General features: G+C 62.3%; 26 protein-coding genes. 16 read left to right on the forward strand and 10 right to left on the reverse strand.

The window, feature by feature from the left end:
- The first annotated feature begins 82 nt into the window (after window positions 1-82).
- The 5 genes from Q0K06_RS07375 to Q0K06_RS07395 all read left to right on the forward strand — a co-directional run bounded on the left by Q0K06_RS07375 (window position 83) and on the right by Q0K06_RS07395 (window position 4,162).
- On the forward strand, window positions 83-172 hold the full coding sequence (locus Q0K06_RS07375) for a D-aminoacyl-tRNA deacylase (RefSeq protein WP_278244738.1): 90 nt from the start codon (window positions 83-85) through the stop codon (window positions 170-172).
- Between the two features lie 7 nt (window positions 173-179).
- Window positions 180-809: an MBL fold metallo-hydrolase gene (locus Q0K06_RS07380; protein ID WP_294550611.1), complete on the forward strand. Its 630-nt coding sequence runs from the start codon at window positions 180-182 to the stop codon at window positions 807-809.
- Between the two features lie 28 nt (window positions 810-837).
- On the forward strand, window positions 838-2,322 hold the full coding sequence (gene hemZ / locus Q0K06_RS07385; protein ID WP_294550614.1) for a coproporphyrinogen dehydrogenase HemZ: 1,485 nt from the start codon (window positions 838-840) through the stop codon (window positions 2,320-2,322).
- Window positions 2,323-2,324: 2 nt separating this feature from the next.
- Window positions 2,325-3,263 carry a nucleoside kinase gene (locus tag Q0K06_RS07390; RefSeq protein ID WP_294550616.1) on the forward strand — a complete coding sequence of 313 codons (939 nt, stop codon included), beginning with the start codon at window positions 2,325-2,327 and terminating at the stop codon, window positions 3,261-3,263.
- Between the two features lie 77 nt (window positions 3,264-3,340).
- Window positions 3,341-4,162, forward strand: a complete 822-nt coding sequence (locus Q0K06_RS07395; protein WP_294550617.1) for an Mrp/NBP35 family ATP-binding protein — start codon at window positions 3,341-3,343, stop codon at window positions 4,160-4,162.
- A gap of 209 nt (window positions 4,163-4,371) precedes the next feature.
- Here the strand turns inward: Q0K06_RS07395 and Q0K06_RS07400 are convergent, their stop codons facing one another.
- The 4 genes from Q0K06_RS07400 to Q0K06_RS07415 are packed head-to-tail and all read right to left on the reverse strand — an operon-like array spanning window position 4,372 to window position 6,048.
- Window positions 4,372-5,124, reverse strand: a complete 753-nt coding sequence (locus tag Q0K06_RS07400; protein ID WP_294550620.1) for an exodeoxyribonuclease III — start codon at window positions 5,122-5,124, stop codon at window positions 4,372-4,374.
- Window positions 5,121-5,333 (reverse strand): DUF6440 family protein, encoded by a 213-nt coding sequence (locus tag Q0K06_RS07405; protein ID WP_294550622.1) that lies wholly within the window; start codon window positions 5,331-5,333, stop codon window positions 5,121-5,123. The genes Q0K06_RS07400 and Q0K06_RS07405 overlap by 4 nt, the downstream gene beginning before the upstream one ends.
- 4 nt (window positions 5,334-5,337) lie before the next feature.
- A complete protein-coding gene (locus Q0K06_RS07410) occupies window positions 5,338-5,568 on the reverse strand; it encodes a permease of phosphate ABC transporter (RefSeq protein WP_294550623.1) in 231 nt (76 codons plus the stop codon).
- A gap of 3 nt (window positions 5,569-5,571) precedes the next feature.
- Window positions 5,572-6,048, reverse strand: coding sequence for a methylated-DNA--[protein]-cysteine S-methyltransferase (locus tag Q0K06_RS07415; protein WP_365925047.1), 477 nt, complete (start codon window positions 6,046-6,048; stop codon window positions 5,572-5,574).
- A gap of 384 nt (window positions 6,049-6,432) precedes the next feature.
- Between Q0K06_RS07415 and Q0K06_RS07420 the strand changes: the two genes are divergently transcribed.
- Complete coding sequence (locus Q0K06_RS07420; protein ID WP_294550626.1) at window positions 6,433-7,428, forward strand: alpha/beta hydrolase-fold protein; 996 nt, start codon at window positions 6,433-6,435, stop codon at window positions 7,426-7,428.
- Between the two features lie 66 nt (window positions 7,429-7,494).
- On the opposite strand, the gene lexA is transcribed toward Q0K06_RS07420, so the two are convergent.
- Window positions 7,495-8,112: a transcriptional repressor LexA gene (gene lexA, locus Q0K06_RS07425; protein ID WP_294550629.1), complete on the reverse strand. Its 618-nt coding sequence runs from the start codon at window positions 8,110-8,112 to the stop codon at window positions 7,495-7,497.
- A gap of 327 nt (window positions 8,113-8,439) precedes the next feature.
- Here lexA and Q0K06_RS07430 point away from each other — a divergent pair, with 327 nt between their 5' ends.
- Entirely contained in the window at window positions 8,440-10,326 is a 1,887-nt protein-coding gene (locus Q0K06_RS07430; protein WP_294550632.1) for an FAD-dependent oxidoreductase, read from the forward strand.
- 68 nt (window positions 10,327-10,394) lie between these two features.
- Here Q0K06_RS07430 and Q0K06_RS07435 read toward each other — a convergent pair whose 3' ends face one another.
- Together Q0K06_RS07435 and ytvI are read right to left on the reverse strand one after the other, a co-directional pair.
- On the reverse strand, window positions 10,395-11,732 hold the full coding sequence (locus Q0K06_RS07435) for a trypsin-like peptidase domain-containing protein (RefSeq protein ID WP_294550635.1): 1,338 nt from the start codon (window positions 11,730-11,732) through the stop codon (window positions 10,395-10,397).
- A gap of 202 nt (window positions 11,733-11,934) precedes the next feature.
- Window positions 11,935-13,134, reverse strand: coding sequence for a sporulation integral membrane protein YtvI (gene ytvI / locus Q0K06_RS07440; protein WP_294550638.1), 1,200 nt, complete (start codon window positions 13,132-13,134; stop codon window positions 11,935-11,937).
- A gap of 272 nt (window positions 13,135-13,406) precedes the next feature.
- On the opposite strand from ytvI, the gene Q0K06_RS07445 reads away from it, so the two are divergent.
- The 6 genes from Q0K06_RS07445 to Q0K06_RS07470 all read left to right on the forward strand — a co-directional run bounded on the left by Q0K06_RS07445 (window position 13,407) and on the right by Q0K06_RS07470 (window position 18,424).
- A complete protein-coding gene (locus Q0K06_RS07445; protein ID WP_294550641.1) occupies window positions 13,407-13,874 on the forward strand; it encodes an RNA polymerase sigma factor in 468 nt (155 codons plus the stop codon).
- Window positions 13,875-13,876: 2 nt separating this feature from the next.
- Window positions 13,877-15,340 (forward strand): serpin family protein, encoded by a 1,464-nt coding sequence (locus tag Q0K06_RS07450; RefSeq protein ID WP_294550644.1) that lies wholly within the window; start codon window positions 13,877-13,879, stop codon window positions 15,338-15,340.
- A gap of 296 nt (window positions 15,341-15,636) precedes the next feature.
- Window positions 15,637-16,419 (forward strand): SDR family oxidoreductase, encoded by a 783-nt coding sequence (locus Q0K06_RS07455; protein ID WP_294550647.1) that lies wholly within the window; start codon window positions 15,637-15,639, stop codon window positions 16,417-16,419.
- A gap of 15 nt (window positions 16,420-16,434) precedes the next feature.
- Window positions 16,435-16,764, forward strand: coding sequence for a hypothetical protein (locus Q0K06_RS07460; protein ID WP_294550649.1), 330 nt, complete (start codon window positions 16,435-16,437; stop codon window positions 16,762-16,764).
- Window positions 16,765-16,896: 132 nt separating this feature from the next.
- Entirely contained in the window at window positions 16,897-17,382 is a 486-nt protein-coding gene (locus Q0K06_RS07465) for a sigma-70 family RNA polymerase sigma factor (RefSeq protein ID WP_294550651.1), read from the forward strand.
- Complete coding sequence (locus Q0K06_RS07470; RefSeq protein WP_294550653.1) at window positions 17,372-18,424, forward strand: DUF4179 domain-containing protein; 1,053 nt, start codon at window positions 17,372-17,374, stop codon at window positions 18,422-18,424. Before Q0K06_RS07465 ends, Q0K06_RS07470 begins: the two co-directional genes overlap by 11 nt.
- 83 nt (window positions 18,425-18,507) lie before the next feature.
- Here the strand turns inward: Q0K06_RS07470 and Q0K06_RS07475 are convergent, their stop codons facing one another.
- Both Q0K06_RS07475 and Q0K06_RS07480 read right to left on the reverse strand, forming a co-directional pair.
- Entirely contained in the window at window positions 18,508-19,161 is a 654-nt protein-coding gene (locus Q0K06_RS07475; protein ID WP_365925057.1) for a DUF1847 domain-containing protein, read from the reverse strand.
- A 24-nt stretch (window positions 19,162-19,185) separates the two neighbouring features.
- A complete protein-coding gene (locus Q0K06_RS07480) occupies window positions 19,186-20,388 on the reverse strand; it encodes a DEAD/DEAH box helicase (RefSeq protein WP_294550656.1) in 1,203 nt (400 codons plus the stop codon).
- 274 nt (window positions 20,389-20,662) lie between these two features.
- On the opposite strand from Q0K06_RS07480, the gene Q0K06_RS07485 reads away from it, so the two are divergent.
- Genes Q0K06_RS07485 through Q0K06_RS07495 form a run of 3 tightly spaced genes read left to right on the forward strand, consistent with a single transcriptional unit; the run spans window position 20,663 to window position 23,478 of the window.
- Window positions 20,663-21,361, forward strand: a complete 699-nt coding sequence (locus Q0K06_RS07485) for a glycosyltransferase (protein ID WP_294550659.1) — start codon at window positions 20,663-20,665, stop codon at window positions 21,359-21,361.
- A complete protein-coding gene (locus Q0K06_RS07490) occupies window positions 21,358-22,986 on the forward strand; it encodes a hypothetical protein (RefSeq protein WP_294550662.1) in 1,629 nt (542 codons plus the stop codon). Before Q0K06_RS07485 ends, Q0K06_RS07490 begins: the two co-directional genes overlap by 4 nt.
- A 9-nt stretch (window positions 22,987-22,995) precedes the next feature.
- Window positions 22,996-23,478 (forward strand): GtrA family protein, encoded by a 483-nt coding sequence (locus Q0K06_RS07495; RefSeq protein ID WP_294550665.1) that lies wholly within the window; start codon window positions 22,996-22,998, stop codon window positions 23,476-23,478.
- A 156-nt stretch (window positions 23,479-23,634) separates the two neighbouring features.
- On the opposite strand, the gene Q0K06_RS07500 is transcribed toward Q0K06_RS07495, so the two are convergent.
- On the reverse strand, window positions 23,635-25,275 hold the full coding sequence (locus tag Q0K06_RS07500; RefSeq protein ID WP_294550668.1) for a potassium/proton antiporter: 1,641 nt from the start codon (window positions 25,273-25,275) through the stop codon (window positions 23,635-23,637).
- Window positions 25,276-25,311: the final 36 nt, after the last annotated feature.

The following is a 25,311-nucleotide window of genomic DNA, read 5'->3' on the forward strand; positions in this document are numbered from 1 at the left end:
CAAGTGTTTTCCGCAGGAAAACCTTGAAATCGACCGGATTCACTCCGGGCGATTTGAGTCCAGTCCAGGGCTCCCACAGGGCCTGACCCGTGGGACATTCGGCGCCGATATGCAGGTCTTTTCGCAGAATGACGGCCCCGTCACCATCCTCTTTGACACCGACCATATGTAACACCCCCATGAATGCAAGCGAGGTGCTGAACATGATTTTCAAGCAGCTGACCGTACCCCCCATCGGTACAAACTGTTATATCTTTGGCGACGCAGCCTCGGAGCGCTGCGCCATTGTGGACCCGGGCGGGGATGCCGCCGGGATTCTCGCCGCCGTGCAGGAGCTTGGCCTGACGGTATCCGCCATTTTCCTCACCCACGGCCACTACGACCATGTGGGCGCCCTGCCCGAGCTGCGCAGGGCCCTGCCCGGCGTACCGGTGTATCTCCACCCGGCGGATAAGGCCGCCAGGGACGGCTCCCTTCTCCCCGACCCCGGCCCCACGGAGGACTACGTGGACGGAGACCGGGTTCTGGTGGGCGGCCTGACGGTGGAGGTCATACACACCCCCGGCCACACCCCCGGCGGCGTTTGCCTGAAGGTGGGGGATACCCTCTTCACCGGGGACACCCTGTTCCGCGGCTCCATGGGCCGCACCGACCTGCCCGGCGGCAGCTATGACCAGATTATGGGCTCCCTCAGGCGGCTTGCCGCCCTGCCGGGGGACTACATGGTCTGCCCCGGCCATGACGCCCCCTCCACTCTGGAGGCCGAACGAAAGGGCAACTACTACATGCGGGAGGCCGCGGGCCAGTGACCCTCTCCCGCCGGAAAGGGATTTATCCATGAAACTCTATCTCACCGGCCACGACTACAAGTACGCCTGCGAGCAGATTATGCTCACCCTGTTCCCCGGCCAGCGGCCCCTCTACCCGGAGGAGCCGGCGGGGGAGGGGGAGGACCAGGCCCGCATCACCCTCTTCCGGGGCGCGCAGTGGGCCACCGGCCGCACCGCCCTCACCTGGGCGGGAAAATCCGCCGTGGGCTCCTGCCGGGTCAAGACCGCGGGCATCACCGGCCAGGTAGAGCTGGACCGGGCCCTTCAGAAGGCCCTGAAGCTGTCCTTTTACCGGGCGGCGGTGCAGGTGCTGGGGAAGGAGCCCCCCTGGGGCGCCCTCACCGGCGTTCGGCCGGTGAAGATTCCCACCAAGGCCCTGCTGCGGGGGGAGACCCCTGCTCAGGCCGAGGCGGTGCTGCGGGACACCTATCATGTGACCCCGGTGCGCCGCCGTCTGGCCATGGACTGCGCCCAGGCCAGCCTGACCGCCCTGGACAGCCTGAAGGAGGATGAGATCTCCCTCTATGTGGGCATCCCCTTCTGTCCCACCCGCTGTGCCTACTGTTCCTTTGTGTCCGCCGACGTGGGCAGGGCCCTCAGGCTGCTGCCCCCCTATCTGGAGGCATTGTTCCGGGAGGTGGAGGCCGCCGGGGACCTGCTGGAGCGCCAGGGGCTGCATGTCCGCACGGTGTACATCGGCGGCGGCACCCCCACCACGCTGTCGGCAGAGCAGCTCTCCGCCCTGATGGGCCACATCCGGGCTCACATCGACCTGTCCCGCTGCACCGAGTACACCGTGGAGGCCGGGCGGCCGGACACCATCACGGCGGAAAAGCTGGCCGCTCTGAAGGAAAACGGGGCCGGCCGGGTGTCGGTGAACCCCCAGTCCATGTGCGATCAGGTGCTCCGGGCCATGGGCCGCTCCCACACGGCGGCAGACATTCTCAGGGCCTACGAGCTGGTGCAGAATTCCGGCATTCCCTGCGTGAACATGGACCTGATTGCCGGCCTGCCCGAGGACAGCCGGTCGGGCTTCCGCGCTACCCTGGACCAGGTGCTCTCCATGGGCCCGGCCAACATCACCGTCCACACTCTGGCTCTGAAGAAGGGCTCCCGGCTCATGACCGAGGGGGGACACCTGCCCACGGCGGAGGATGTGTCGGCCATGCTGGACTACGCCTGGACCGCCCTGCGGGGCGCGGGCTATGTGCCCTACTACCTGTACCGGCAGAAGTACATGTCCGGTTCCTTTGAGAACGTGGGCTGGACCAGGCCCGGGTCTGAGAACCTCTACAACATCTGCATGATGGAGGAGCTGCACACCGTGCTGGCCCTGGGGGGCGGCGGCGTCACCAAGCTGGTGGACCGGTCCGCCGGGCGCATTGAGCGCATCTCCGACCCCAAGTACCCATATGAATATATCAACACCATTGACAGGATTATCGCCGACAAGGAGAAGCTGGCGGACTTTTACGCCGCAGCAAGGAGGTAACCATGGCATATTCCCTGCATGAGATCAACGACCGTATCCGCTCTGACGCCGCCGCCTTTCTGGCCGAGTGCGACCAGAACTTCCAGCGCCGGGTGGTCTCCGCCGCCGACATCATTGCCAAGCGGGCCAGGGTGAGCCCCATTGTGCTGCTGTCCGGGCCCTCCGGCTCGGGCAAGACCACCACCGCCCTCAAGCTGGAGGAGGAGCTGGAGAAGCGGGGCATCTCCACCCACACCATCTCCATGGACAACTACTTCAAGACCATGAATCCCCGCACCGCCCCCAGGACCCCCGAGGGGGACATCGACTACGAGTCCCCCAAATGCCTGGACATGGAGCTGCTGGGGGACACCTTCGCCAAGCTGTCCAGGGGGGAGGAGGTCATCATCCCCAAGTTCGAGTTCGCCCGTCAGATGCGCAACGACGCCCGGGGCACCCCCCTGCGCCTGAAGGAGAACGAGATCGCCATCTTCGAGGGCATCCACGCCCTCAACGACGACATCGCCGGCCGCCACCCCCAGGCCACCAAGCTGTACATCTCCGCCCGCAGCAACGTGTGCGACGGGGACAGGGTGGTGTTCAAGGGCACCTGGATGCGGCTGACCCGCCGGGCCGTCCGGGACTATAATTTCCGGGGCACCGACATTGCCACCACTCTGGACATGTGGGCCAACGTCCGCCGGGGGGAGAAGCTGTACATCTCCCCCTTCAAAAACAAGGCCGACGTCATCATCGACTCCTCGCTCCGCTACGAAGTGTCCGTCATGAAGTATTACGCCCTGCCCATGCTCCAGGCCGTGCCGGCGGAAAACCAGCGCCGGGCCGAGCTGCTGGACCTGATCCACGCCTTTGACGCCTTTGAGGCGGTGGACCCGGCCATGGTGGCCAAGGACTCCCTGCTGCGGGAGTTCATCGGCGGCGGCAGCTACAAATACCGCTGAGCGGCAGCGGACTCCCGCTGTTTTCTCATATATCAGCCGAGACAATGAACTTTTAAAGATGAAGGAAGGATTTTCCAATGTCTGAGTGTACGCACAACTGCTCCTCCTGCGGCGAGAACTGCGGGGAGCGCACCGCCCCCCAGAGCCTGCTGGCCCCCGCCAACCCCCTGTCCAAGATTGGCAAGGTCATCGCCGTGGTCAGCGGCAAGGGCGGCGTGGGCAAGAGTCTGGTGACCTCCTCCCTGGCCGTGGCCATGCGCCGCCGGGGCAGGAAGGTGGCCATCCTGGACGCTGATATCACCGGCCCCTCCATCCCCACCGCCTTCAACCTCCACGAGCGGGCCACCGGCACCGACCTGGGCATCAACCCCGCCGTGTCTGAGACCGGCATCGAGGTCATGAGCCTGAACCTGCTGGTGGAGCACGAGACCGACCCCGTTGTGTGGCGCGGCCCTGTTATCGCCGGCACGGTCAAGCAGTTCTGGACCGACGTGGTGTGGGGCGACGTGGACTATATGTTCGTGGACATGCCCCCCGGAACCGGCGACGTGCCCCTGACCGTGTTCCAGTCCCTGCCTGTGGACGGCATCATCGTGGTCACCTCCCCCCAGGATCTGGTGAGCATGATTGTCACCAAGGCGGTGAAGATGGCCGGCCTGATGGACATCCCTGTGCTGGGCCTGGTGGAGAATTACAGCTACTTCAAGTGCCCCGACTGCGGCAAGGAGCACGCCGTCTTTGGCGAGAGCCACATTGACCAGGTGGCCAAGGACCTGGGCCTGAAGGTGCTGGCCCGCCTGCCCATCGATCCCGCCGTGTCTGCCGCCTGCGACAAGGGCGAGATTGAGAAGTTTGAGCCCAACTACCTCACCGGCGTAGCCGAGGCCCTGGACCAGTAAATTTTCCACATTCACCCCGCAGAATGGGGATAACGCCCCTTTTCTCCACAAATTAGAGCGCAAAACGCCCTGCTGTGATTTCCACAGCAGGGCGTTTTTGTCTGTCACAATGGAGGTTGAAGCAGGAAGAGGGCTGCCTGCGGCCGGACTATGCGCGCAGCGGCCTGCAATCCCCCTCGAAAAAGGCGTCTCGCGGCTTTTTCGCAGGTTTAAAAAATGTCCAGCTCCACCGGGCAGTGGTCGCTGCCCATAATCTCCGGGTGGATCACGCTGTCCTTGATTTTTTCTGCAATGGACTTTGAGACAATGAAGTAATCAATACGCCACCCCGCGTTGTTGGCCCGGGCGTGGTACATATAGCTCCACCAGGAGTAGGCCCCGGTCTTGTCGGGGTACAGGTAGCGGAAAGAGTCCACAAATCCGGACTCCAGCAGCTCCGTCAGCTTGGAGCGCTCCTCGTCGGTGAAGCCCGCGTTGCCCCGGTTGGACTTGGCGTTTTTCAGGTCGATCTCCTGGTGGGCCACGTTCAGGTCGCCGCAGTAGATCACCGGCTTCTTTTTGTCCAGCCCCAGCAGGTATTCCCGCAGGGCGTCCTCCCACTCCATGCGCCAGTCCAGCCGGGTCAGCTCCCGCTGGGCGTTGGGCACGTAACAGTTGACCAGATAGAAGTCCTCAAATTCCAGTGTGATGGCCCGGCCCTCCCTGTCGTGCTCCTCCGAGCCGATGCCGTAGGCCACGCTGAGGGGCTCCAGCCGGGTAAACACCGCGGTGCCGGAGTACCCCTTCTTCTCGGCGCTGTTCCAGTACTGCTTGTAGCCGGGCAGGTTCAGCTCCGCCTGGCCGGGCTGCATCTTGGTCTCCTGGATGGAGAAGATGTCCGCGTCCAGGGCGGCGAAGGACTCCAGAAAGCCCTTGCCCAGGCAGGCCCGCAGGCCGTTTACATTCCACGATACCAGTTTCAATCCATTTCCTCCAAAGGCTGGGCGCTGTCCCAGATTACCGGCTTGCCGTCCCGGTCCAGCAGGGGCGTCAGGCCGCCGCCGTACCCGTTGACCACCTGGAGATAGAGCACGCCGGTGAGGGTGTCCACCAAAATGACCGTCTCCATTGCAAAGCCGCCCGCCGGGGTCTCCCGCCGGATCACCTGGAACCGCTTGTCCGTTTTTGCCATTTCCTTATTCCTCCCCGTCCCCGGTCACAATGGCGCGGAAAAACCGGCCCAGCAGGGGCACATAGGTCAGGCAGAACACCAGTCCCGCCAGCGCGCCGGCGCCCTTTTTGTGCTTCCTGGCGGCGCCCAGGCCGATGAGTACGCCCAGAGCCCCCACGCACAGTTTGAGCAGGGCCATGTCGGTCAGCTCCATCTTCTTCAGGTACAGATTCCCCGCCGCAATCAGGTTTTTCATGGCTCAGTTCTCCTTTCCTTCCACCGCCCCGGCCTCCAGCCGGAGCAGGCGCTCCTTCAGTTCCAGCCCTCCGGCGTAGCCGGTCAGACTGCCGTTGGCCCCCACCACCCGGTGGCAGGGGATGATGATGGGGATGGGGTTGTGGTGGTTGGCCTGCCCCACCGCCCGGACGGCCCTGGGCCGTCCCACCGCCTGGGCAATGTCCCGATAGCTTCTGGTCTCTCCGTAAGGGATGGCCTCCAGCGCCCGCCACACGGACCGGTAAAATTCCGTCCCTCCCGGGGCCAGAGGCAGGTGGAATTCCCGCCGCTGTCCGGCCAGGTACTCCAGCACCTGCCGTTTTCCCTCCGTAAGCAGAGGAGTTTCGCGACAGGCAATTCTGGGCGCGGGCCGGCCGGGGAGCAGCAGGCGCACAATGGCGCTGTTCTCCTCCTCCAGCCCCATAGGCCCCAGAGCTGTGTCAAACAAAATCAGGTCCACCTGCCCGCGCTCCTTTCCGCTTCGCCCCGCCGCCGCTGGACAGCAGCGTTTCTGTTATTATACCACAGCCATCGGCGCCCAGTAAATCACCGCCCGAAATTTCTATTTCCCGTTTTGCAAGCCACACCGCGCAGCTCTTCTCTGCCGTTTTTTATATGTTCTGCACAATTTTTATCCAATATCCTCCGCATTTATGGACCAATGTTTCAATTTTAGAAATTGACTTTTCAACATTTCGGGCGCATATTGAAACAGGAGCAGCAGACGGGGACGCCCGTTCTACCGCAGCACGGCAGCCTCCGCCCCAAGACAAGGGCCCATCAGAAGGGCGTGGGCAAGGAAGGAACAAATCGCCTATCCATTTGGAAAAGGAGAATAACTAGGATGAAATATACAAAGATTTCCGCTCTTCTGCTGGCCGCCGTCTTAATGGCCGGTACTGCCGGCTGTGCCCAGCAGCCTGCCGCCGGAACCTCCTCCCCCAGTCCCCCGGTCTCGGCAAGTCAGTCCGTCCAGCCCAGCGCTACTCCCAGCGCTGCCCCAACTCCCAGCGCTGAGCCCGAGGAGGAGTACGCCAGCTACACTCTGGCCCCCACTCTCTACTCTGAGACTCTGAAGCTGGACTGGAACTACACCATCTATCTGCCCCGGGGCTACGATGACCCGGCCAACGCCAGCAAAACCTACCCGGTCATTTATCTGCTCCACGGCGCCTTCGGCAACCACCGCAACTTGGTGGAGCGGTTCTCCACCCCCGAGATTATGGACACGCTGATCGAAAACGGCCAGATGCCCGAGGCCATTGTGGTGTTCCCCGACGGCTTCAACTCCTACTACATCGACGGTCCTGCCCTGGATATGGAGTCCGCCTTTATCAACGACCTGTTCCCCACCATCGAGTCCCTTTACCGGGCTGACGCCGCCAAGGAAGGCCGGATAATTGGCGGCATCTCCATGGGCGGCTACGGCGCGGCCCGCTTTGCGCTGAAATATCCCGAGCTCTTCTCTGCCGCTCTGCTGATCTCCCCCGCTGTGTGGGCTGAGCCCACCAGGGGCAACGACCTGTACGACAACTGGCATGTGTTCCCCGAGGGTGACGCCAACTTCTCCCAGAGCGTGTGGGAGTCCTTCTACCCCGCCTCTTATCTGGAGGACTACACTGCCAAGAACAGCCCCGTGTCCTTCTACGTCATCAGCGGCGATGCGGATACCACTGTGGATATCTCCGAGGTGCAGAACTTCTATAATCAGCTCCTCACTGTGGCCCCTGACGCTCAGCTCTCTGTGGAGCCCGATGGCGTTCACGCCTGGACCTTCTGGGAGCCCGCTGCCACCAAGGCGCTGGAGTTCGCCGGCTCTGTGCTCCAGGGTCAGAAGTAAGCCGTCTATATTGCACGAAAAACAGCCCCGCTGTCCATGGATGGACAGCGGGGCTGTCTGTTATTCTCAGTACTTGCGCACCACAGCTACCACCTTGCCCAAAATTTCCGCTCCGGCGCCGTCAATCGGCTGATAATCCGGGTTCTCGGGCATGAGCCAGGGATGGCCGTCCTTCCAGCGGAGGGTCTTGACCGTAGCCTCATCCTCAAAGAGCGCCACCACAATCTCTCCGCTGTGGGCCTCAGGCTGGCGGTGGACCACCACCAGGTCTCCGGGCAGGATGCCCGCCCCCAGCATGGACTCACCCCGTACCTTCAGGGCGAAGTGCTCCCCGGCCAGTCCGCCGGTGTCAAAGGTCAGATAGTCCTCAATGCACTCCTCGGCCAGGATGGGGGAACCGGCGGCCACGTTGCCCACCACGGGCACCCGGTTGGCGCTGGGGTGCTCCTCCTCGGCAATCGGCCGGCCGGCGGAACCGCTGACGGTGATGGCACGGGTCTTGCCCTCAGCCTTGATGATGAGCCCCTTCTCCTCCAGCCCCTTCAGGTGGAAGTGGACTGTGGAGGGGGACTTGAGCCCCACCGCCTCGCCGATCTCGCGGACAGAGGGGGGATAGCCATGGTCGGCCTGGAAGGACACGATGTAATCGTAAATCTGCTGCTGCTTGGGAGAGAGTATCCTCATTGCGAGCCCTCCTTGTATGGTCTGCCGGCGGCGGCAGAGGCGCGGCCCCATAAACGGGACTTCGCGCCGTTCTTTCTTTCGCTCTTGGTGTACGCTATTATATCACAGCCCCAGCCAAAACGCAAACATTCGTTCTAAAATCTTTTCCTTTTTCCGCATGGTTTTTTTGCGCAGATAGGTCTGTTTTGCTAAAAATAGATTTACCGGCCGCTCAAATGTTGACATTTTCATATCCTGCGCCTAATATAGTGACACAGCTGTTTTCATCCGGCTTTTGAACGGCAGCTTGTTTTGTATGGTTTATAATTGAAGGAGAATGAGGAACGCATGAAGAAAAATCGTCTTATCAGCGGGCTTCTGGCCCTGGCCATGCTGCTCAGCCTGGCCGCCTGCGGCAGTCCCGACAGCGGAACTGCCTCACCTGCTCCAACCTCAAGCGCCGGAACGGCAAACGGTATCTACACCCCCGGCACCTATCAGGGCACCTCGGAAAACGGCATGGGCGGCAAGGTGACGGTTGAAGTTACCGTGGACGCCAACGCCATCACCAATGTAACGGTGGTGGAGCACGCCGAGACGCCCGGCATCTCCGACCCTGCCATCGAGCAGATTCCCACGGCCATTGTGGAGGCCAATTCCACCGAAGTAGAGGCTGTTTCCAGCGCTACCATCACCTCCACCGCCATCTGCGAGGCGGTGGACAAGGCCCTGGCCGTAGCCCGGGGAGAGGCCGAGCCTGAGAGCAGCGCTTCCGCCGCGCCTGTATCCCTGCCCTTTGAATCCCCCGACGTCATTGTCATTGGCTGCGGCTTTGCAGGCATGAACACCGCCCTGGCCGCCGCCGAGGCGGGCGCCAACGTACTGGTGCTGGAGAAAACCGGCAAGCGGGGCGGATCCGCCAATGTGGGCGGCTCCACGCTCTCCGGCGCGGGCACCAAAATGCAGGAAGAGGCCGGCATTGTGGACACTCCCGAGCTTATTGTGGAGGAGATCGAAAAGCGCAACGCCGACAACGGCGGAAAGGACAACTACAACGAAGAGCTTACCTGGTACTATGCCCGCCACTCCGGCGAGGCGGTGGACTGGCTGGACAGCCTGGGTGCCGACATGGGCGACCGCATTCCCAAGATGCCCAGCCTCTACGAACCCATGAACGTGGCCCGGGTTTACAGCGGCAGCATCAAGAGCTACCTGGAGGTTGTGGGGAATCTTCTGGACGAGCAGGTGGAGGCCGGCAAGGTTGCCATTCTCTACAACACCGAGGCCACCAGCCTGGTAATGGACGGCGAGAAGGTGGTTGGCGTAAATGCCAGAGCCGAGGACGGCACCGAAACCGCCTACAGCGCCCCCGCCACTGTGCTGTGCACCGGCGGCTATGGCCACAGTGAAGAGCTCCTCCATGAGTACAACTTCCAGAACTGCCTCACCACCAGCCCCGAGTTCTGCACCGGTGACGGCTTCCGCTTTGCCCTGCAGGCCGGCGGCGTGCTCAAGAACATGGATTACTGCTCCACCTATGCCGGCGGCGTGCGGGACGGGGATAACTTCGTCAAGACCATGAGCATCCGCATCAAGGATTTCCCCTATATGATTTTCGTCAATGCCCAGGGCCAGCGCTTTGTGGATGAGCTGGGCGCAGAGGATGGCTCTGACTACGACGAGATCACCTCCTGGTGGAAAAAAGGGGACAACACCGTCTACATTATGTTCGACCAGGCCATGGTAGACGAGCTGCGCGAGAGCGAGCTTCCCATTTTCTCCGGCGATACCGATTGGAGCAAGTGGGACGCCGCCGTGGAGGCCGGTCAGGAAATCTTCAAGGGCGACACCGTCGCCCAGGCCGCCGAGCTGGCCGGAATTGACGCCGCCGGGCTGGAGGCCACCATTGAGCGGTATAACGGCTTTGTGGACGCCGGCGTGGACGCCGACTTCGGCCGTACCCGCGAGATGAAAAAGTTTGAGACCGGCCCCTACTACATCGTCCGCACCATTCCCTATGTCATGATTACTTCCGGCGGCCCCTGGATGAACGACAAGTGCCAGCTGCTCAACGAGGCCGGCGAGCCCATCCCCGGTCTGTATCAGGCCGGCGAGATTGTGGGCAATGCCAACATCTGCGGCCACACCACCTTTGGCGGCATTCAGAATACCGGCTGCATGGTCTTTGGCAAGCAGGCGGGCACACAGGCCGCCGCCTACGCGGCCGGGAACTAAATCCAGCAGTGCCGGATGAAAACAGAGCGGCGCGGTGAATCTTCACCGCGCCGCTCTGTTTTTTCCTTTTACCAGCCGAAGGGCCAGTAACCGCCGCCGTAACTGTTGCCATACTGCTGGCTGTACTGCTGGTTCTGCTCCTCCTCAATCTGATTCTGGAGCTCCTGGGAGGCCGCTACCCGCTCGTCGGTGCGCTCATCAAAGGTGATGGTCAGAGTCTGGGTCTGACCGGAGCGGCTCACCGTCAGCGTAGCGGTGTCGCCGGCCCGGTACTCAGCCAGGGCGTTCTGCAGGTCGTCGGAGGAGGTGATGTCGGTGTCGTCCAGCTTGGTGATGATGTCGCCCTCCTGGAGGCCGGCCTTGGCGGCGCAGGAGTTGTCCACCACGCCCATCACATAGGCGCCGGCGGGCACACCGTAGCGCTGGGCCTCGCCGCTGACATTGGTGCTGATGGTGCCCATGTAGGGCTTGCCGGTGATGTATCCATACTCCATGATGTCGGTAATCATGTTCCACACGTTGTCAATGGGGATGGCAAAGCCAATGCCCTCCACAGCGGCCTGAGAGGTATCGCCGTTGTTGGACAGCTTGGCGGACACAATGCCCACCACCTGGCCGTACTGGTCAAAGAGCGCACCGCCGGAGTTGCCGTTGTTGATGGCGGTGTCGGTCTGGATGTAGTTCATGCGGCGGCCGTCGCTCATGGTCACGTTCCGGTTCAGGGCGGAGACATAGCCGCCGGTGAGGGAGAAGGTCAGCTCACCCAGAGGGTTGCCAATGGCGTAGACCTGATCGCCCACCACCAGATTGTCGCTGCTGCCGATGACCACAGGGGTCAGGCCGGTGGCGTCAATCTTCAGCACGGCGATGTCGTTCTCCTCGTCGCCGCCCACCAGGGTGGCGTCATAGCTCTTGCCGTCCACAAAGGTCACGGTGATCCTGCTGGCGTCCTCGATGACATGGTAGTTGGTGACAATGTAGCCGTCCTGGCTGATGACAAAGCCGGAGCCGGAGGCGGCGGTCTGGACCACCTGTCCAAATACGTTGGTGTCGATCTCAGTGGTAATGCCCACCGTGGAACCCACATAGGTGGCATAAATCTGGGCCGCGGTCAGAGGCTCCTTGGTGGTCACATTGGACACGCTGACCACTGTGGGGGCATGGCTGCCCTGGTAGACGGTGGTGGAACCCTTCACGCCGCCGTTGAGGGCCGCCATGACGCCCGCTCCGGTGCCGCCGCCCAGCAGGGCGCACACCAGGCACAGAGCGGTGATCTTGGGCCAGACCCGCTTCTTCTTTTTGTCGGAACGCGCGTTGTCTTCCATATGGTAAGAGGTCGCCTCGAAAGTCTGCTGGGGCTGCTGCTCCTCGGGGCGGTTTTCAGGATTAAATTCACTGTAATACATATCTGTCGCTCCTTCTATCACGAGATACTCTCTCGGCGGGTTTCTGACCCGTTTCCTTTTTACGGGACTAAGCATACCCGGAATTTATGTCCAAAGCATGAAGAAAGATAAAATGAAATTTGAACTTTCACCGGCTGCCGCAATATGTTTGCCGGCAAAATGCTTTTTCCGCTTTTGCCTTAAAAAGGTTTCAGAAAACTGCTCAATTTTTCTTTTCTTCCTGTTCCGGCTCCCGTTCTGCTTCGGGCGCAGGCCGGTTTTTCAGAATGGCGGCCAGGTCTTCGGCGGCCAGGCGCAGGTCGGACAGCACCCCGTCCAGCACTCCCAGGCGGCTGATATTGATGACCACCATGCACAGCACCGGGCCCAGAATCATGCCCGCCACTCCGGCCAGCTTCATGCCCACATAGATGCTGACGAGGGACAGGATGGGGGACAGTCCGGTCTGGTCGCCCACTACCTTGGGCTCAGCCACCCGGCGGAACAGGGCGATAATGCCCCATATGACCATCAGCTCCACCGCATGGCGGTACTCGCCCAGGAACAGATCCACCACCGCCCAGGGCACCATGACAGTGCCGGAACCCACAATGGGGATAAAATCCAGCACCGCCAGCAGAAAGGCCAGCAGCACCGAGTAGGGCTGGCGGATAATCACAAAGCCCGCCAGCAGAATAAAGAAGACGACCACCGACAAAATCAGCTGGGCTTTCACATATCCGCCGAAGGCGGCCACCGCCGTGCGCTTGACGCTACCGAAGAAGTCCCGGACGCCGGGGGAGAGACGGCCGGTGACCATGAGGCGGAGGCGGGGGTAGTCGGAGGCGATGAAATAGGTGGCCATGACAAAGATGACCAGGGCCACCACAAAGGAGGGGATGCTGAAGGCAAAGGAGCCCGCCGCGCTGCCCGCCTGGCTGAGCAGCCCGGGGATCATCTCGTTGAGCCAGGACACCAGCTTTTCCAGGCCATCGGTGACGGTCTGGCTCACCTGCTGGGGCAGCCCGGCAAACAGGCCGGAGAGAAAGCCCTCCAGGTCCGCAATGGCGGGCTGGAGGCTGTCCGCCCAGATGGCGGGCCAGTTTATCACCAGAGAAGCCACCTCATTGACAATATTGTACACCAGCGCCGCCAGAACGCCCCCCGCCACGGTAAAAATCAAAATCAGCAGCACCAGGGACAAGACCTTCCGGGACGCGCCCAGCCGCCGCTGCACTTTCACAATGGCCGGGTTGAGAATCCAGGTCAGCACCAGAGCCAGCACAAAGGGCATCAGCAGGCCCAGTAAAGGCGGCGCGCCGTACATCAGAAACAGCACCACCAGAATCGTCCCGGCCAGCCGGATACCCAGCCGCAGCCACAGCCGCCCCCGCTCCCGCCAGGTCAGCTCTTTCCCATTCACAGCAATTCCTCCCTTATGTATCTCCGGAGCGCGCCCGGCGCCGCCCCGTTTCTCTGTACCGCCGTTGAGCCTTGGACCATTGTAGCACGGGACGCGGGGGATAATATCAAGAATCCATGAATATTTTCAAAAATCCCCCTCAAATTTTCCCGCCCTGCAACCTTCCCGCTTCTTTTCTGGTATTATAGGCGTAAGGGGTCCCGGAGGGCGGCCCGCTGAGGGCATGGCGGGCGGTCTCCGGGGCAGAGGATGCCCAAAAGAGGTGAGGGAATATGACGGACGAGAGGACCGCCCGGACTCAGGTGGAGCGCTGGGGCGGCATGGTATGGCGGCTGGCTCTGGCCCGCACCCGCCACATCCAGGACAGTGAGGACGTATTTCAGGAGGTATTCGCCCGCTTTTTCCGCCACGAGGGGGAGCTGAGCAGCGACGAGCACCGGAAGGCCTGGCTCATCCGCTGCACCCTCAACTGCACCAGTACCCTGCTCTCCGCGCCCTGGCGGAAAAGCCTGCCTCTGGAGGAGGCGCTCACCCGGGCGGTGCCCGAGGAAGACCGGGCGGTGTACCAGGCGGTGCTGGCCCTGCCCAAACCCTACCGGACCGCCATCCACCTCCACTACTACGAGGGATATTCGGTGGCGGAGATTGCCGCCCTGACCGGCGCCCGGGAGGGCACGGTAAAGAGCTGGCTGTCCCGGGGCCGGGACAGGCTGGCGGCGGCACTGAAAGGAGACGAATGACCATGCTGGACAGATATAAGGCGGCCAATGACGCCCTCCGGCCTTCGGCGGAGCTGGTGGACCGGGCTGCCGCAGGGACAGGGCGCAAAAAGCGCCGCCGGCCTCTGATTCCTGCCGCGGTGGCGGCGGTGCTGGCGGCGGTACTGCTCTTTACCGGCGTTCCCGGCCTGACCGCCCCCACAGTGGGCGGCAGCGCCCAGGCTCTGGCTGTGCCGGAGTATCCCGAGCTGCCCAAGGCCCCCGGCGAGCCCCTTCTGGACACGGAGCAGGCCTGGATCGACTGGAACGACGCCTATGACGCCTACCAGGACGAGTGGGACGCCTTCCGGGACGCCGCCCCGGCTCTGGAGGACCAGCCCGGCCTGCCGGAGGCGTTGGCGGACTTCTCCGCCAACAGCGCCGCCCTGGCCCTGGCAGGGGAATACAACCGGATTTACTCGCCCATCTCCCTGTGGTTTGCCCTGGCCATGCTGGCTGAGACCACGGCAGGGGAGACCCGGCAGCAGGTGCTCACCGCCCTGGGGGCGGAGGACCTGGAGCAGCTGCGGGGCTGGGCGGACAGCCTGTGGCACGCCCTGTACACCGATGACGGCACCGCGTCCCTGCTGCTGGGCAGCTCCATCTGGCTGGGGGAGGGCATGGACTTCCGCCAGGATGTGCTGGACACCCTGGCAGAGCGCTACTACGCCGCCTCCTACCGGGTGCCCATGGGCACCGACGAGGCCGACAGCGCCCTGGCGGCCTGGGTGGCGGAGCAGACCAGGGGGCTCATCGGCGGAAATGGAAAGGTGCTGGAGACCACCCCGGACACCCTGGCGGTGCTGGCCTCCACCCTGTACTACCAGGCGGGCTGGCGGAATGAGTTCCTCCCGGCAAATACCAGCAAGGACATTTTCACCACCGCCGGCGGGGAGTCTCTGACGGTGGACTTCATGCACCGCACGGACAGGAATGTGTCCTTCCTCCGCCGGGAGGGGTATGAGGCCGCCGCCATCTCCACCTATCTGGGGCAGATGGTCTTTGTGCTGCCCGAGGAGGGGGTCACCCCCAATGACCTGCTCTCCGACCCGGACTTCCTCTCCGGCCTGGACATGGACAGCGGCGACGCCATTCAGGGCGAGGTGCGGTGGTCCGTGCCCAAGTTCGACGTCAGCTCCGACCTGGACCTGAAGCCCACCCTGGAGGGCCTGGGCATCGCCGACGCCCTGGACCGGGACGCCGCCGACTTCTCCCCCCTCACCGACACGGAACCAGTGTGGGTGGACCAGGTCAAGCAGATTGCCCGGGTGACGGTGGACGAGCAGGGGGTGGAGGCCGCAGCCGTCACCCTGATGGCCGCCGCCGGTTCCTCTGCGCCTCCCGAGGATCCCGCCATCTGCGTCATGGACCTGGACCGGCCCTTTCTCTTCCTCATCAAGGCGGAGGGCACGGTGCTCTTTGTAGGCGCGGTGGAAAATCCGGGGTGACAGGACCATATACCGTCCGATTTAGGCGGGCCGCAATGCGGCCCGCCTTTTTTGACTTCTTCCCCAGTGGGAGAGCCTATTTTTTTCGTTTGTGAAATATCTATCGAATATATTACTTTTTCGTCTAAAATTGTTTTATTTTTCTCAATTATAAGTTAAAAAATAAACTTATTGAATATCTGTTGACTTTTTCAGAGAGACAGGTATACTCAAATCAAGGACCAGAGAAAGTATTTTTATATCAATCTCTCTCCTCCCACCGAACCGGCAAAATATGAAAGAGTGAGGCGTTGAACATGGGTATTTACGTGGTAACCGGCGGCTCCAGCGGCATTGGGGCCCAGATCGTGTCCAAGCTGAAGGAGCAGGGCCACGAGACCGTCAACATCGACCTGAAGGACGGCGACATCTCCGCCAACCTGGCCACACCGGAGGGCCGGGAGTCCGCCCTGCGGGAGCTGTACGACCGCTACCCCGACGGCATTGATGCCATGATCTGCAACGCGGGCGTGTCGGGCGCCAGCGGCAACATCCCCCTCATCATCTCCCTGAACTACTTCGGCGCCACCGCCATGGCCTCCGGGGCCCTGGAGCTGCTGCAGAAGAAGCGGGGCTCCTGCGTGGTCACCTCCTCCAACACCATCGCCCAGGGCGCTGCCCGCATGGACGTGGTGGGCATGCTCAACAACCAGGCCGACGAGGAGCGCATTCTGGCCCTAGTAAAGGACTATGATCCCGCCACCGCCCATTCCTTCTATGCCGCCACCAAGTACGCTCTGGCCCGCTGGGCCCGCCGCATGAGCGCCGACTGGGGGGCCCACGGCGTGCGCATCAACGCAGTGGCCCCCGGCAACGTGCGCACGGCCATGACCGCCAAGCTCTCTCCGGAGCACATGGTGGCGGTGGAGGCCCTGCCCGTGCCCATTAACTACGGCACCAACGACCCGCTGATGAGCCCCGAGGACATTGCCAACGCCATCATCTTCCTCTCCTCGCCTCTGGCCCACGGCATCAACGGCGTGGTGCTCTTTGTGGACGGCGGCACCGACGCGCTGCTCAATTCCGAAAAGGTCTATTAAGAGGGGGTTGCTGACATGCTGATTGCGGATTTCATCCACGCCATGGAGAAAAAGGACTACAAGGCCATGTCCCAGTGCTTTGCCAGCCAGTGCCGGCTGTTCGACTACTGCACGCCCGAGGGTACGCCCAACTTCTTTGTCTATGGCCGCCGGGCCATGGACATGTTCTACCACAACAAGTTTATTCTGGGCGGCCTGTCCGTGTCCAGCCCCAGAATTGTGGACGAGCGGACCGTCAACTTCTACATCAGCTACGGCGGCATCATCAACCACGCCGTGGCCAACATCGAGAGCTACGACTCCTCCACCGGCCTCATCAAGGAGCTGGTCATCCGGCCCGCATAAGACTGGAGCTCGTTCCTTTCAGAATATTTTCATTCCGCCGCAGCAGTCAAACTGTCTGCGGCGGTCTTTTTGTTTTCTTTGACAGATTTGGGTTCGCTGTGTTGTTATAGAGGTGAAAGGGGTGAGCAGCTTATGGAGGAGGAGCGGGCAAACACGCTGGTGGAGCGGCATGCCGACACGATTCTGCGCTTCGGCTACACTTGGCTGGGCGACCTGGACGACGCAAAGGACGTCTGCCAGGAGGTGCTGCTCAAGCTGCTGCTTGACCAGCGGCACTTTCCAGACAGTGGCCAGGAGCGGGCCTGGGTGGTGCGGCTGACCATCAACCAGTGCAAAAACTGGAAGAAGAGCGCCTGGTTTCGCCGCCGGGCGCCGCTGGAGGAGGGACTGAACCTCTGTGTGGAGCTTCCTGAGCCCGACGACAGCTCCCTGTTGACGCAGGTAAACCGCCTGCCCGCCAAATACCGCCGGGTGATCTACCTGCGGTACTATGAGGACTATGACGTACACGAAATCGCCGCGCTGCTGGGCCAGTCTCCCGCTCTGGTGAGCACTCATCTGGCCCGGGCCAGGGCCCGGCTGAAAACTCTGCTGGAGGGATGCTGCTATGGTGGATAAACGTTATCGCGAGGAGCTGGATCGGCTCCGTTTTACGGATTCTGACAAGCGCACCCTTGCCCGCGCTCTGGCCGGGCGGGCAGAGCGCAGAGCTCCCGCCGCCCCCGGCAGACGCTGGAGCCGCACCGTCGCCATAGCTGCCGCCCTGGCCTGCATTCTCTGTCTGTCGGTGGGCGCGGTGGTGGTTTCACTTCCGGTGGTGCGGGACTACTTTGGCAACAGCGCGGGCTATCAGCAAAGCGCCATCCTTCTGGGTGAATCCATGACCCAGAACGGCTGGACCATGACCCTCACCGACTGCGCCGCCGACGACTATACCATATACCTGGGCGTTACGCTCACTGCTCCGGAGGGTACCGTACTGGATTGGGCGGACGGCTACTATTTCGCGGACTGGAGCAGCCCCACCTTCCCGGAGCTGAATTACGGCGGAGCCGGAACCTATACCCAGATAGCGGACGGCGAGGCGGCAGACAATCAGGTAAGTTTTGTTTTTCAAAGCTATTATCTGCCGGAAGAAGAGCGCCTCTGCGGTCAGGAGATGGAGATTACGCTGGGGAAGCTTTACCACAACGCAGGTTGGAACGGTGGAGAGACTTATTCCTATGAGAAAATTTACGACTGCACTGAAACCTGGCACTTTCGCACCACTTTAAATTACCCGGACCATGTGATTCATCTGACACCCAATCTGGCCGTCCGTACGCTGGATGCGGATGCCGTCATTACCGACGTTGTAATCTCTCCGCTCACGGTGTACGTGTCAATTGAGGGCGATGGGCTGAAGGGACACCACGACTGGGTTCCCAAAACGGCCAGTGGGGACCCCGCCTGTATTGAGAACCAGGAAATTATACTCTATACCAAAGATGGGACTTCCATCCCACTAATGGGTGGTATGTCGGGCAGCGGATGCAGCGGCGGCGATCTGGACCACCAGGAGGGCTGCTGGCTCCATCTGGTCCGGCGGCCGGATGCGCCTCTGGACATGGGTGATCTTGCCTCCATTTCTATCTGCGGTGTGGAGATTCCGCTTGTATGACTGTTTTCGTTCCCATAGGTTTCCCAGATAATAAAATATACGGCCCGGCATTCCATGTGAAATGCCGGGCCGTATCCGTCTTTCTACTCCTTCTCGGGGCCGTAGAGGCTCTTGTAGTAGGACTCCGCCGTGTACAGCGCGGCGGCGGGGTTGTGGCCGGTGACCCGGTCCTTGGTCACCAGGGTGGTGCACAGGGCGTCCGAGTACTTGTAGAACAGGCTGTCGTGGCCCACGCACAATCCCACCACAATGTTCAGCTCCGTGCCCTGCCCGTTGAGCAGCTTGGCCTGGAGAATGGGGTTGCACATGTTGGCGCCGATGGACTCGCACTCGGGCGCAATGCCCACCGCCGTCTTGCGCACCGCGCCCGCCTTGCAGGCCGCGCCGTACACCTCAAAGCCGTGGCTGCGGAGGATGCCCGCGGCAATCCGGGCCTCGCGGAGCAGGCCCACGCAGGTGGCGATGCCCAGCTTGTGATAGCCCATCCGCTTGGCAAACTCCACAATCTCCTGAATGCGGGTCCAGCGGCAGTAGCCCTCGTACTCCACGTCGGCCGCCGTGGTCATGACCCTGTGGTTCTCCGGGTCGCGGTATTCCTCCATGGCCTCGTCCATGGCCTGCTGGTCCATGTGCTCGGTCAGGCAGAAGGGGGGACGCCCCTCCGATGTCTGGCGCTTGCAGCCCGCCACGCCGCAGTCGGCGCAGGAACGAATGATTTCCTTGTCCACCGCTGTCATCTCCTGTTTTTGAAGGGAACCAATTTACTTTCTGGGGTCCTGGACGGGGCTTCCGTCGGCGGGCACCAGGCAGCCGTCCTTGTCGTACTTGAGGACGGTGATATCCGCCTTGGTGTTCTTGGCGATCTGCTCCATCTTCATCTGCTCGGTAATGCCCACCACCAGGGTGTAGGCCACGCCGTGGCGCTTGGCCCGGCCGGTGCGGCCGATGCGGTGGATGTAGTACTCAATCTCGTCGGGCACGTCGTAGTTGAACACCACGTCCACGTCGTCGATGTCCAGGCCCCGGGCGGCCACGTCGGTGGCCACCAGCACCCGCATCTTGCCCTCCCGGAAGGCCTGAAGGGTCTTTTCCCGGATGCGCTGCTGGATGTCGCCGTGGATGGCCTGGGCGGAGATGCCCTTCATCTGGAGCAGGCCGGAGAGCCGGTCGGTCATATTCTTGGTGTTGCAGAAGGCGATGGCCCGCTCGTATCCGCCGTGGGTAAGGAGGGCCACCATGGTCTCCAGCTTGTCCCCCCGTCCCTCCAGGTCGATGCGGTACTGCTGGATGTCCGGCTTGTTCTCCTCGTCGGGCCGCACCACAATCTCCACCGGGTCACGCTGGTACACCCAGGAGATGTCCATCACCTCACGGGAGATGGTGGCGGAGAAGAGGCCCAGGTTCTTCCGGGACTTGATCTGGTCCAGAATCCGGGTCACGTCGTGGATGAAGCCCATGTCCAGCATGCGGTCGGCCTCATCCAGCACCACGGTCTCCACCTTGTCCAGCTTCACCGTGCGCCGCTTCATGTGGTCCATGAGGCGGCCGGGGGTGGCCACCACAATCTGCGGATGCTTTTTCAGGGTGGCAATCTGCTTCTCAATGGGGGCGCCGCCGTAGAGGCACACCGAGCGCACCCCCTCCTTAAACTCACACAGGTCCCGCAGCTCGTCCTGAATCTGGAGGGCCAGCTCACGGGTGGGGGCCAGCACCAGGGCCTGCACCGCGTCGCTCTCCGGGTTGATGTGCTCCACCATGGGGATGCCGAAGGCAAAGGTCTTGCCCGTGCCGGTGGGGGCCTTGGCGATGACGTCCTTCCACTCCATGAAGTAGGGAATGGCCCCCGCCTGGACCGGGGTGGCCCGGACGTAGCCCTTCTTGTTAATGGCCTTCATCACCTCGTCCGAAAGGCCCAGGTCCGCGTAGTTGACAACCTCATTTACCTGTTCGCCGTTGATTTCCATGCTGATATTCCTTTCTTTTCGCGCTGATTCAAGGTCCCCACAAGGCGAAAAGAATCCTTTCAGCCCCAACGCCCGCCCGGCCCGGGGGACGCGACCCTAAATCCACGGAGAAATTCTGATTTTTCTCCCGTATTCGGTCAATAGTGTAGCATATACCGGAGAAATATGCAACGGATATTGGCGCGTGTGTTTCTTGACATTCCCGGTGGGAGCGGATACAATGTTAGCCTGTAATCGTATGAATATAGGGAATATAGGAAGGAGGCGCGGGAGATTGAAGCTTTCACTGGTGATCCCCGCCTATAATGAGAGCAGCATCATTGAGGCCACGCTCCGCACCGTCACGGCGCGGCTGGCGGACATGGACCCGGACTACGAGCTGCTCATTGTGGACGACGGCAGCACGGACAACATGGCCGACCTGGTCCGTTCCTTTGCCGACAGCCACGTCCGCCTCACCGGCTACCACCCCAACGGCGGCAAGGGCAAGGCCGTCCGGGTGGGCATGCTGGAGGCCAGGGGCGACTACGTGTTCTGCACCGACGCCGACCTGGCCTACGGCCTGGAGAACATCCCCCCCATGCTGGACAAGCTGGCGGCGGGGGCCGACCTGTGCATTGGCTCCCGGCGGCTGGACAAGCTGGGCTACCAGGGCTATCCCCCTATCCGCCTGCTGACCTCCAAGGTCTTTGGCCTTCTGGTGCGGCTCTTCTCCGGCCTGCCCTACGATACTCAGTGCGGCATCAAGGGCTACCGGCGCGACGCCGCCCAGGCCATCTTCTCCCGCTGCTCCACCGACGGCTTCGCCTTCGACTTTGAGGTGCTCCTCCGGGCCCAAAAGCTGGGCCTGACGGTGGAGCAGGAGGCGGTCCATGTGGTGAACCACCGGGCGTCCAAGGTAAACATCCTCCGGGACAGCGCCCGCATGTTCCGGGATATCTTCCGCATCCGGCGGCTGGTGGGGCGCTCATGAGGGGGCGCCTGTTTCAAAAGGAGCGGCCCTGGCTGGTCTTTGCCCTGATCTTCGCCCTGGTGCTCCTCCGCTTCTGCTACTACGGCTTTACCTACTACCCCCAGCTGGACGACTACATCCAGCTCCACAACCAGGCCGCCTACTACTCCGCCAAGGCGGTTATCCTGGATATGGGCCTGCTGTCCTCCCGGCCTCTGGCCTCGGTGATGGACTACTTCTTCTGGTCCAATTTCTGGCCCTTCCTCATGGCGGCGGTAGCCCTCATCTCCGCCATGTACGCCGCCTCGGCCTGCCTGTTCCGCCGGGTGTGGGGGGAGTCCTTCGGCACCGGGTACCTGTTCCTGGCGGTGTACGCCCTGCTGCCCCTGGGCATGGAGGGGACGTACTGGATTTCCGCGTCCAACCGGGTGGTGCCCTCTTTGTTCTTCGTGGCTCTGGCCATGTACCTGTTCCAGAAGTGGTGCCGGACGGGCAGGGTCCGCTGGCTGCCCCTGTACTTTATCGCCCAGCTCATCTCCTTCTGTTTCTACGAGCAGGGGCTGGTGCTGTCGGTGACCGGGGTGCTGCTCCTGGGCATTATCGAGTTTTTCCGGGGCAACCGCAGCAGAAGCCTCTTCTCCCTGCTTACCTTTGTCAACGCAGGCATCTATTTCGCCTTCACCGGATACTTCTCCACCTCCACCGGCCAGCTGGGCAGCCGCCTGAAGCTGACCCTGCCCTGGCAGGAGGGGTGGGACAAGGTGTTCTTCTCCGCCGCCGGTCAGACCTGCGAGTCCTTCCTCATCGGCGGGTACAAGACCCTGGTCCGGGGCTTCCGCCGGGGAATCATGTGCATCGTCGAGAACTTCAACCTTCTGTGGGTGCTGGTGCTTATTGCCCTGTGCGCGGTGCTGTTCCTGTTTGCCCGGCGCTTCACCGTAGAACGGCCCACCGGGGAGGCCGCCCTGCCCAGACCTTGGGCGCTGCTGGCGGGCTTCCTCATGGCCCTGGCGCCGGTGACGCTGTTCTTCGTGCTGTCCAACCCGTCGGTGGCCCTGCGGAACACAGTGTTCTCCTTCTGCGGCATCGCCCTGTTCCTGGACGCGGCGTGGAGCATGCTGCTGACCAAATGCTCCGCCCGGAGCATTGTCACCGGGGCGGCGTGCGCTCTGTGCGCGGCGGTGTTCTCCGTGGCGGCTGTCAGCGAGCTCCACGACTACCGGGCCACTACCCAGGCCGACCAGCGGGTGGCCCGGGCGGTCACTGCCGCCGTGGAGGGAGACGAGGGCGCCATCGCCGTGCTCAACCTGGAGCCCAACTACCTGAGCGAGCAGAACTTTCTCTACCATGAGCACATCCACGGCGCCACCGAGAGCAGCTGGGCCCTGGCCGGCCTGCTGTCCTGGGCCGCCGGCGACCCCGCTTTTCCCGCCGCCACCCCCGTGCCCATGGGCGGACGGTACGCCGGCAGCCTCACTGAGTTCGGCGCTCTGCTGTGGTACGACCATAAGACGGGTACGGTCCAGTCGGTGATGGCCGTCCCCGCCGGGGAGGGCATCTATGAAATCCAGACGGCAGGCGGGACCACGCTGGCCGTCGCCCAAGAAGAAAACGGAGCCGGCAGCCTGATCGCCGCCGGAGATTAAGGTGAATTTATGAAGGAAAAAATTCTCCATCTCATCAAGGTCTTTGACCTGAAGCGGTTTATCAAGTTCGGCCTCATCGGCGTGCTCAACACCCTGGTGGACTTTGTGGTGTTCTACCTGCTGGACAAATTCGTCATTCAGGACGGCCCCACCGTGGTGCTGCTGGGCATGACCATTGTGGCCGGCCCCTATCTCTCCAACGCCATTTCCTACGTGGTGGCCAACATCCACAGCTTTATCTGGAACAAGTTCTGGACCTTTCAGAAGAAGGAGCCCCTCACCCGCCGTGAGGTGGGCCGGTACATTGTGACCAGCTGCGGCTTCCTCATCATCTCCTCCATCGGACTGTCCATCTTCATGTCCGTGTTCCAGCTGCCCGCCTTCGCGGCCATTATCCCCGCCGGGCTCATCCCCCTGGCCGCCAAAATCCCCAACACCTGCGTCACCATGTTCTACAACTACCTGATGAATAAATTCTGGGTGTTCAAGTGAGCAAAAAGTCCCTCCGGCTGAGCCGGAGGGACTTTTTTCATGCTATTTTGCTTTCGGCCGGGCCAGCCGCAGCAGCCCCGCCGCCAGGCCGGAGCGCGCGTCCACGGTCGCCCTTTCCGCACGGTCGGTTTCTCCCTTCCTCGCCCGGGCCTTTCCCTATGCTTTTGCCGCTCCGGCCTGGGCTCTGGGCTTGGCGCCCTCCGACTGGGCCAGAATCAGCACATCTCCGGGCAGAATGACCGTGCTCCCCGTGGGAATCACCGTCTCCTGCCCACGCTGGATAAGTACAATGAGGTACTTGGGGCCGTTGGGGGCGGAGGCAATGTCGGCCAGGGTGCGGTTTGCCAAGCGGTGGCCCCGCTTTACCGTCAGCTCGCTCAGGCGCAGGTGCTCCCGCTCCTCAAAGGGATAGGCCGCCAACACCAGCAGATCTCCTTCCTCCATCCTGGTGTCTCCGTTGGGCACAATGGTGCTCTCTCCCCGCACCACCATGACAACCAGCAGGTCCGCCGGGAGAGACAGCTCCCGCAGGGCGCGGCCCAGCCAGGGGTGGCCGGGCCCCAGGTGGACTTTGATAAAGCTGATATCCCGCTCCTCCTCGTAGTCGGTGAAGGTCTTGCTGATGTCCCCGTGCTCGTCAATCATGGACAGCTTGCTTGCCACCTTGGGCAGCAGGGTGCCCTGGACGAGCATGGACAGCAGGACAATGCAGAACACCAGATTGTAGAGGTTATAGGTGGTGTCCACGCCGCTGAGCACCGCCGAAATGGCGAATACAATGGAGGCCGCCCCCCGCAGTCCGGCCCAGGACACCACCCCCAGCTGTCCCACCGTGGGCCGGAAGGGCAGCAGGAGCACGCTGGTGACCACAGGCCGGGCCAGGACCGTGAGGAATGCCATAACCGCCAGCGCGGGCAGCAGCACCTGGGGCAGCTCCACCGGAGTCACCAGCAGTCCCAGCAGGAAGAAGATGATCACCTGGGCCACGCCGGTCACCACGTCGAAGAAGTGGACCAGATACTTCTTCTGGGACAGCTTGGCGTTGCCCAGCAGAATGCCGCACAGGTACACGCTCAGATACCCATTGCCGTTGCATATGGAGGGCAGGGCATAGGAGAGGAGCACCACGCCGAAGAGAAACACCGTGCGGCTCTGCTGGGAGTCAAACAGGTTTTTGCCCAGGAGCCACACCGCCAGACGGCCCACCAGCACGCCGGCCAGGGCCCCCAGAACCAGCTGCTGAACCAACAGCAGGGGAATGGACACCTGCTGCCCGGACATGAGGGCAATGAGGACGGTGGTCAGCATGTAGGACATGGGGTCGTTGGAGCCCGACTCCACCTCCAGCAGAGAGTCGGTGTGGTTCTTGAGGGCCAGCTTTTTGGACCGGAGGATGTTGAATACCGTGGCCGCGTCAGTGGAGGAGATGACGGAACCGATGAGCAGGCTCTCCAGCCAGGGCAGCTTTAGGGCGAAGTGGGCGAAGAGGCCCACTGCTCCGGCAGTGCCCGCCACCCCCAGGGTGGACAGCACCACGGCGGGGGCGGCCACCGGCCTGGCGGCCTTCAGGTTGGTGCCAAAGCCGCCGTAAAACATGATGAACACCAGGCTGGCCGAGCAGATCAGGTTGACGGCCTCGTAGTCGTTAAAGGGGATGCGCAGCAGGCCGTTCTCTCCAAAGCACATGCCCAGGGCGATAAAGACCAGCAGCGGCGGGATGGGCAGCTTCTCCACAAAGCGGTCCATCAGAATGCAGATTACAATGACAATTCCGATCATGAGAAAGGCAGCATTCATTTCAAAACCTCACAGAGTATAGTGTCTCCGGCCCGC

The sequence above is a fragment of the uncultured Pseudoflavonifractor sp. genome, from assembly GCF_944387805.1.
Lineage (GTDB): Bacteria > Bacillota > Clostridia > Oscillospirales > Oscillospiraceae > Pseudoflavonifractor.

Coding starts and splice junctions, on each gene's coding strand:
- Q0K06_RS07380 (WP_294550611.1), top strand. CDS start 180: ATGAATGCAAGCGAGGTGCTGAACATGATTTTCAAGCAGCTGACCGTA.
- hemZ (WP_294550614.1), top strand. CDS start 838: ATGAAACTCTATCTCACCGGCCACGACTACAAGTACGCCTGCGAGCAG.
- Q0K06_RS07390 (WP_294550616.1), top strand. CDS start 2,325: ATGGCATATTCCCTGCATGAGATCAACGACCGTATCCGCTCTGACGCC.
- Q0K06_RS07395 (WP_294550617.1), top strand. CDS start 3,341: ATGTCTGAGTGTACGCACAACTGCTCCTCCTGCGGCGAGAACTGCGGG.
- Q0K06_RS07405 (WP_294550622.1), bottom strand. CDS start 5,333: ATGGCAAAAACGGACAAGCGGTTCCAGGTGATCCGGCGGGAGACCCCG.
- Q0K06_RS07410 (WP_294550623.1), bottom strand. CDS start 5,568: ATGAAAAACCTGATTGCGGCGGGGAATCTGTACCTGAAGAAGATGGAG.
- Q0K06_RS07420 (WP_294550626.1), top strand. CDS start 6,433: ATGAAATATACAAAGATTTCCGCTCTTCTGCTGGCCGCCGTCTTAATG.
- lexA (WP_294550629.1), bottom strand. CDS start 8,112: ATGAGGATACTCTCTCCCAAGCAGCAGCAGATTTACGATTACATCGTG.
- Q0K06_RS07430 (WP_294550632.1), top strand. CDS start 8,440: ATGAAGAAAAATCGTCTTATCAGCGGGCTTCTGGCCCTGGCCATGCTG.
- Q0K06_RS07435 (WP_294550635.1), bottom strand. CDS start 11,732: ATGTATTACAGTGAATTTAATCCTGAAAACCGCCCCGAGGAGCAGCAG.
- Q0K06_RS07445 (WP_294550641.1), top strand. CDS start 13,407: ATGACGGACGAGAGGACCGCCCGGACTCAGGTGGAGCGCTGGGGCGGC.
- Q0K06_RS07450 (WP_294550644.1), top strand. CDS start 13,877: ATGCTGGACAGATATAAGGCGGCCAATGACGCCCTCCGGCCTTCGGCG.
- Q0K06_RS07455 (WP_294550647.1), top strand. CDS start 15,637: ATGGGTATTTACGTGGTAACCGGCGGCTCCAGCGGCATTGGGGCCCAG.
- Q0K06_RS07460 (WP_294550649.1), top strand. CDS start 16,435: ATGCTGATTGCGGATTTCATCCACGCCATGGAGAAAAAGGACTACAAG.
- Q0K06_RS07465 (WP_294550651.1), top strand. CDS start 16,897: ATGGAGGAGGAGCGGGCAAACACGCTGGTGGAGCGGCATGCCGACACG.
- Q0K06_RS07470 (WP_294550653.1), top strand. CDS start 17,372: ATGGTGGATAAACGTTATCGCGAGGAGCTGGATCGGCTCCGTTTTACG.
- Q0K06_RS07475 (WP_365925057.1), bottom strand. CDS start 19,161: ATGACAGCGGTGGACAAGGAAATCATTCGTTCCTGCGCCGACTGCGGC.
- Q0K06_RS07480 (WP_294550656.1), bottom strand. CDS start 20,388: ATGGAAATCAACGGCGAACAGGTAAATGAGGTTGTCAACTACGCGGAC.
- Q0K06_RS07490 (WP_294550662.1), top strand. CDS start 21,358: ATGAGGGGGCGCCTGTTTCAAAAGGAGCGGCCCTGGCTGGTCTTTGCC.
- Q0K06_RS07495 (WP_294550665.1), top strand. CDS start 22,996: ATGAAGGAAAAAATTCTCCATCTCATCAAGGTCTTTGACCTGAAGCGG.
- Q0K06_RS07500 (WP_294550668.1), bottom strand. CDS start 25,275: ATGAATGCTGCCTTTCTCATGATCGGAATTGTCATTGTAATCTGCATT.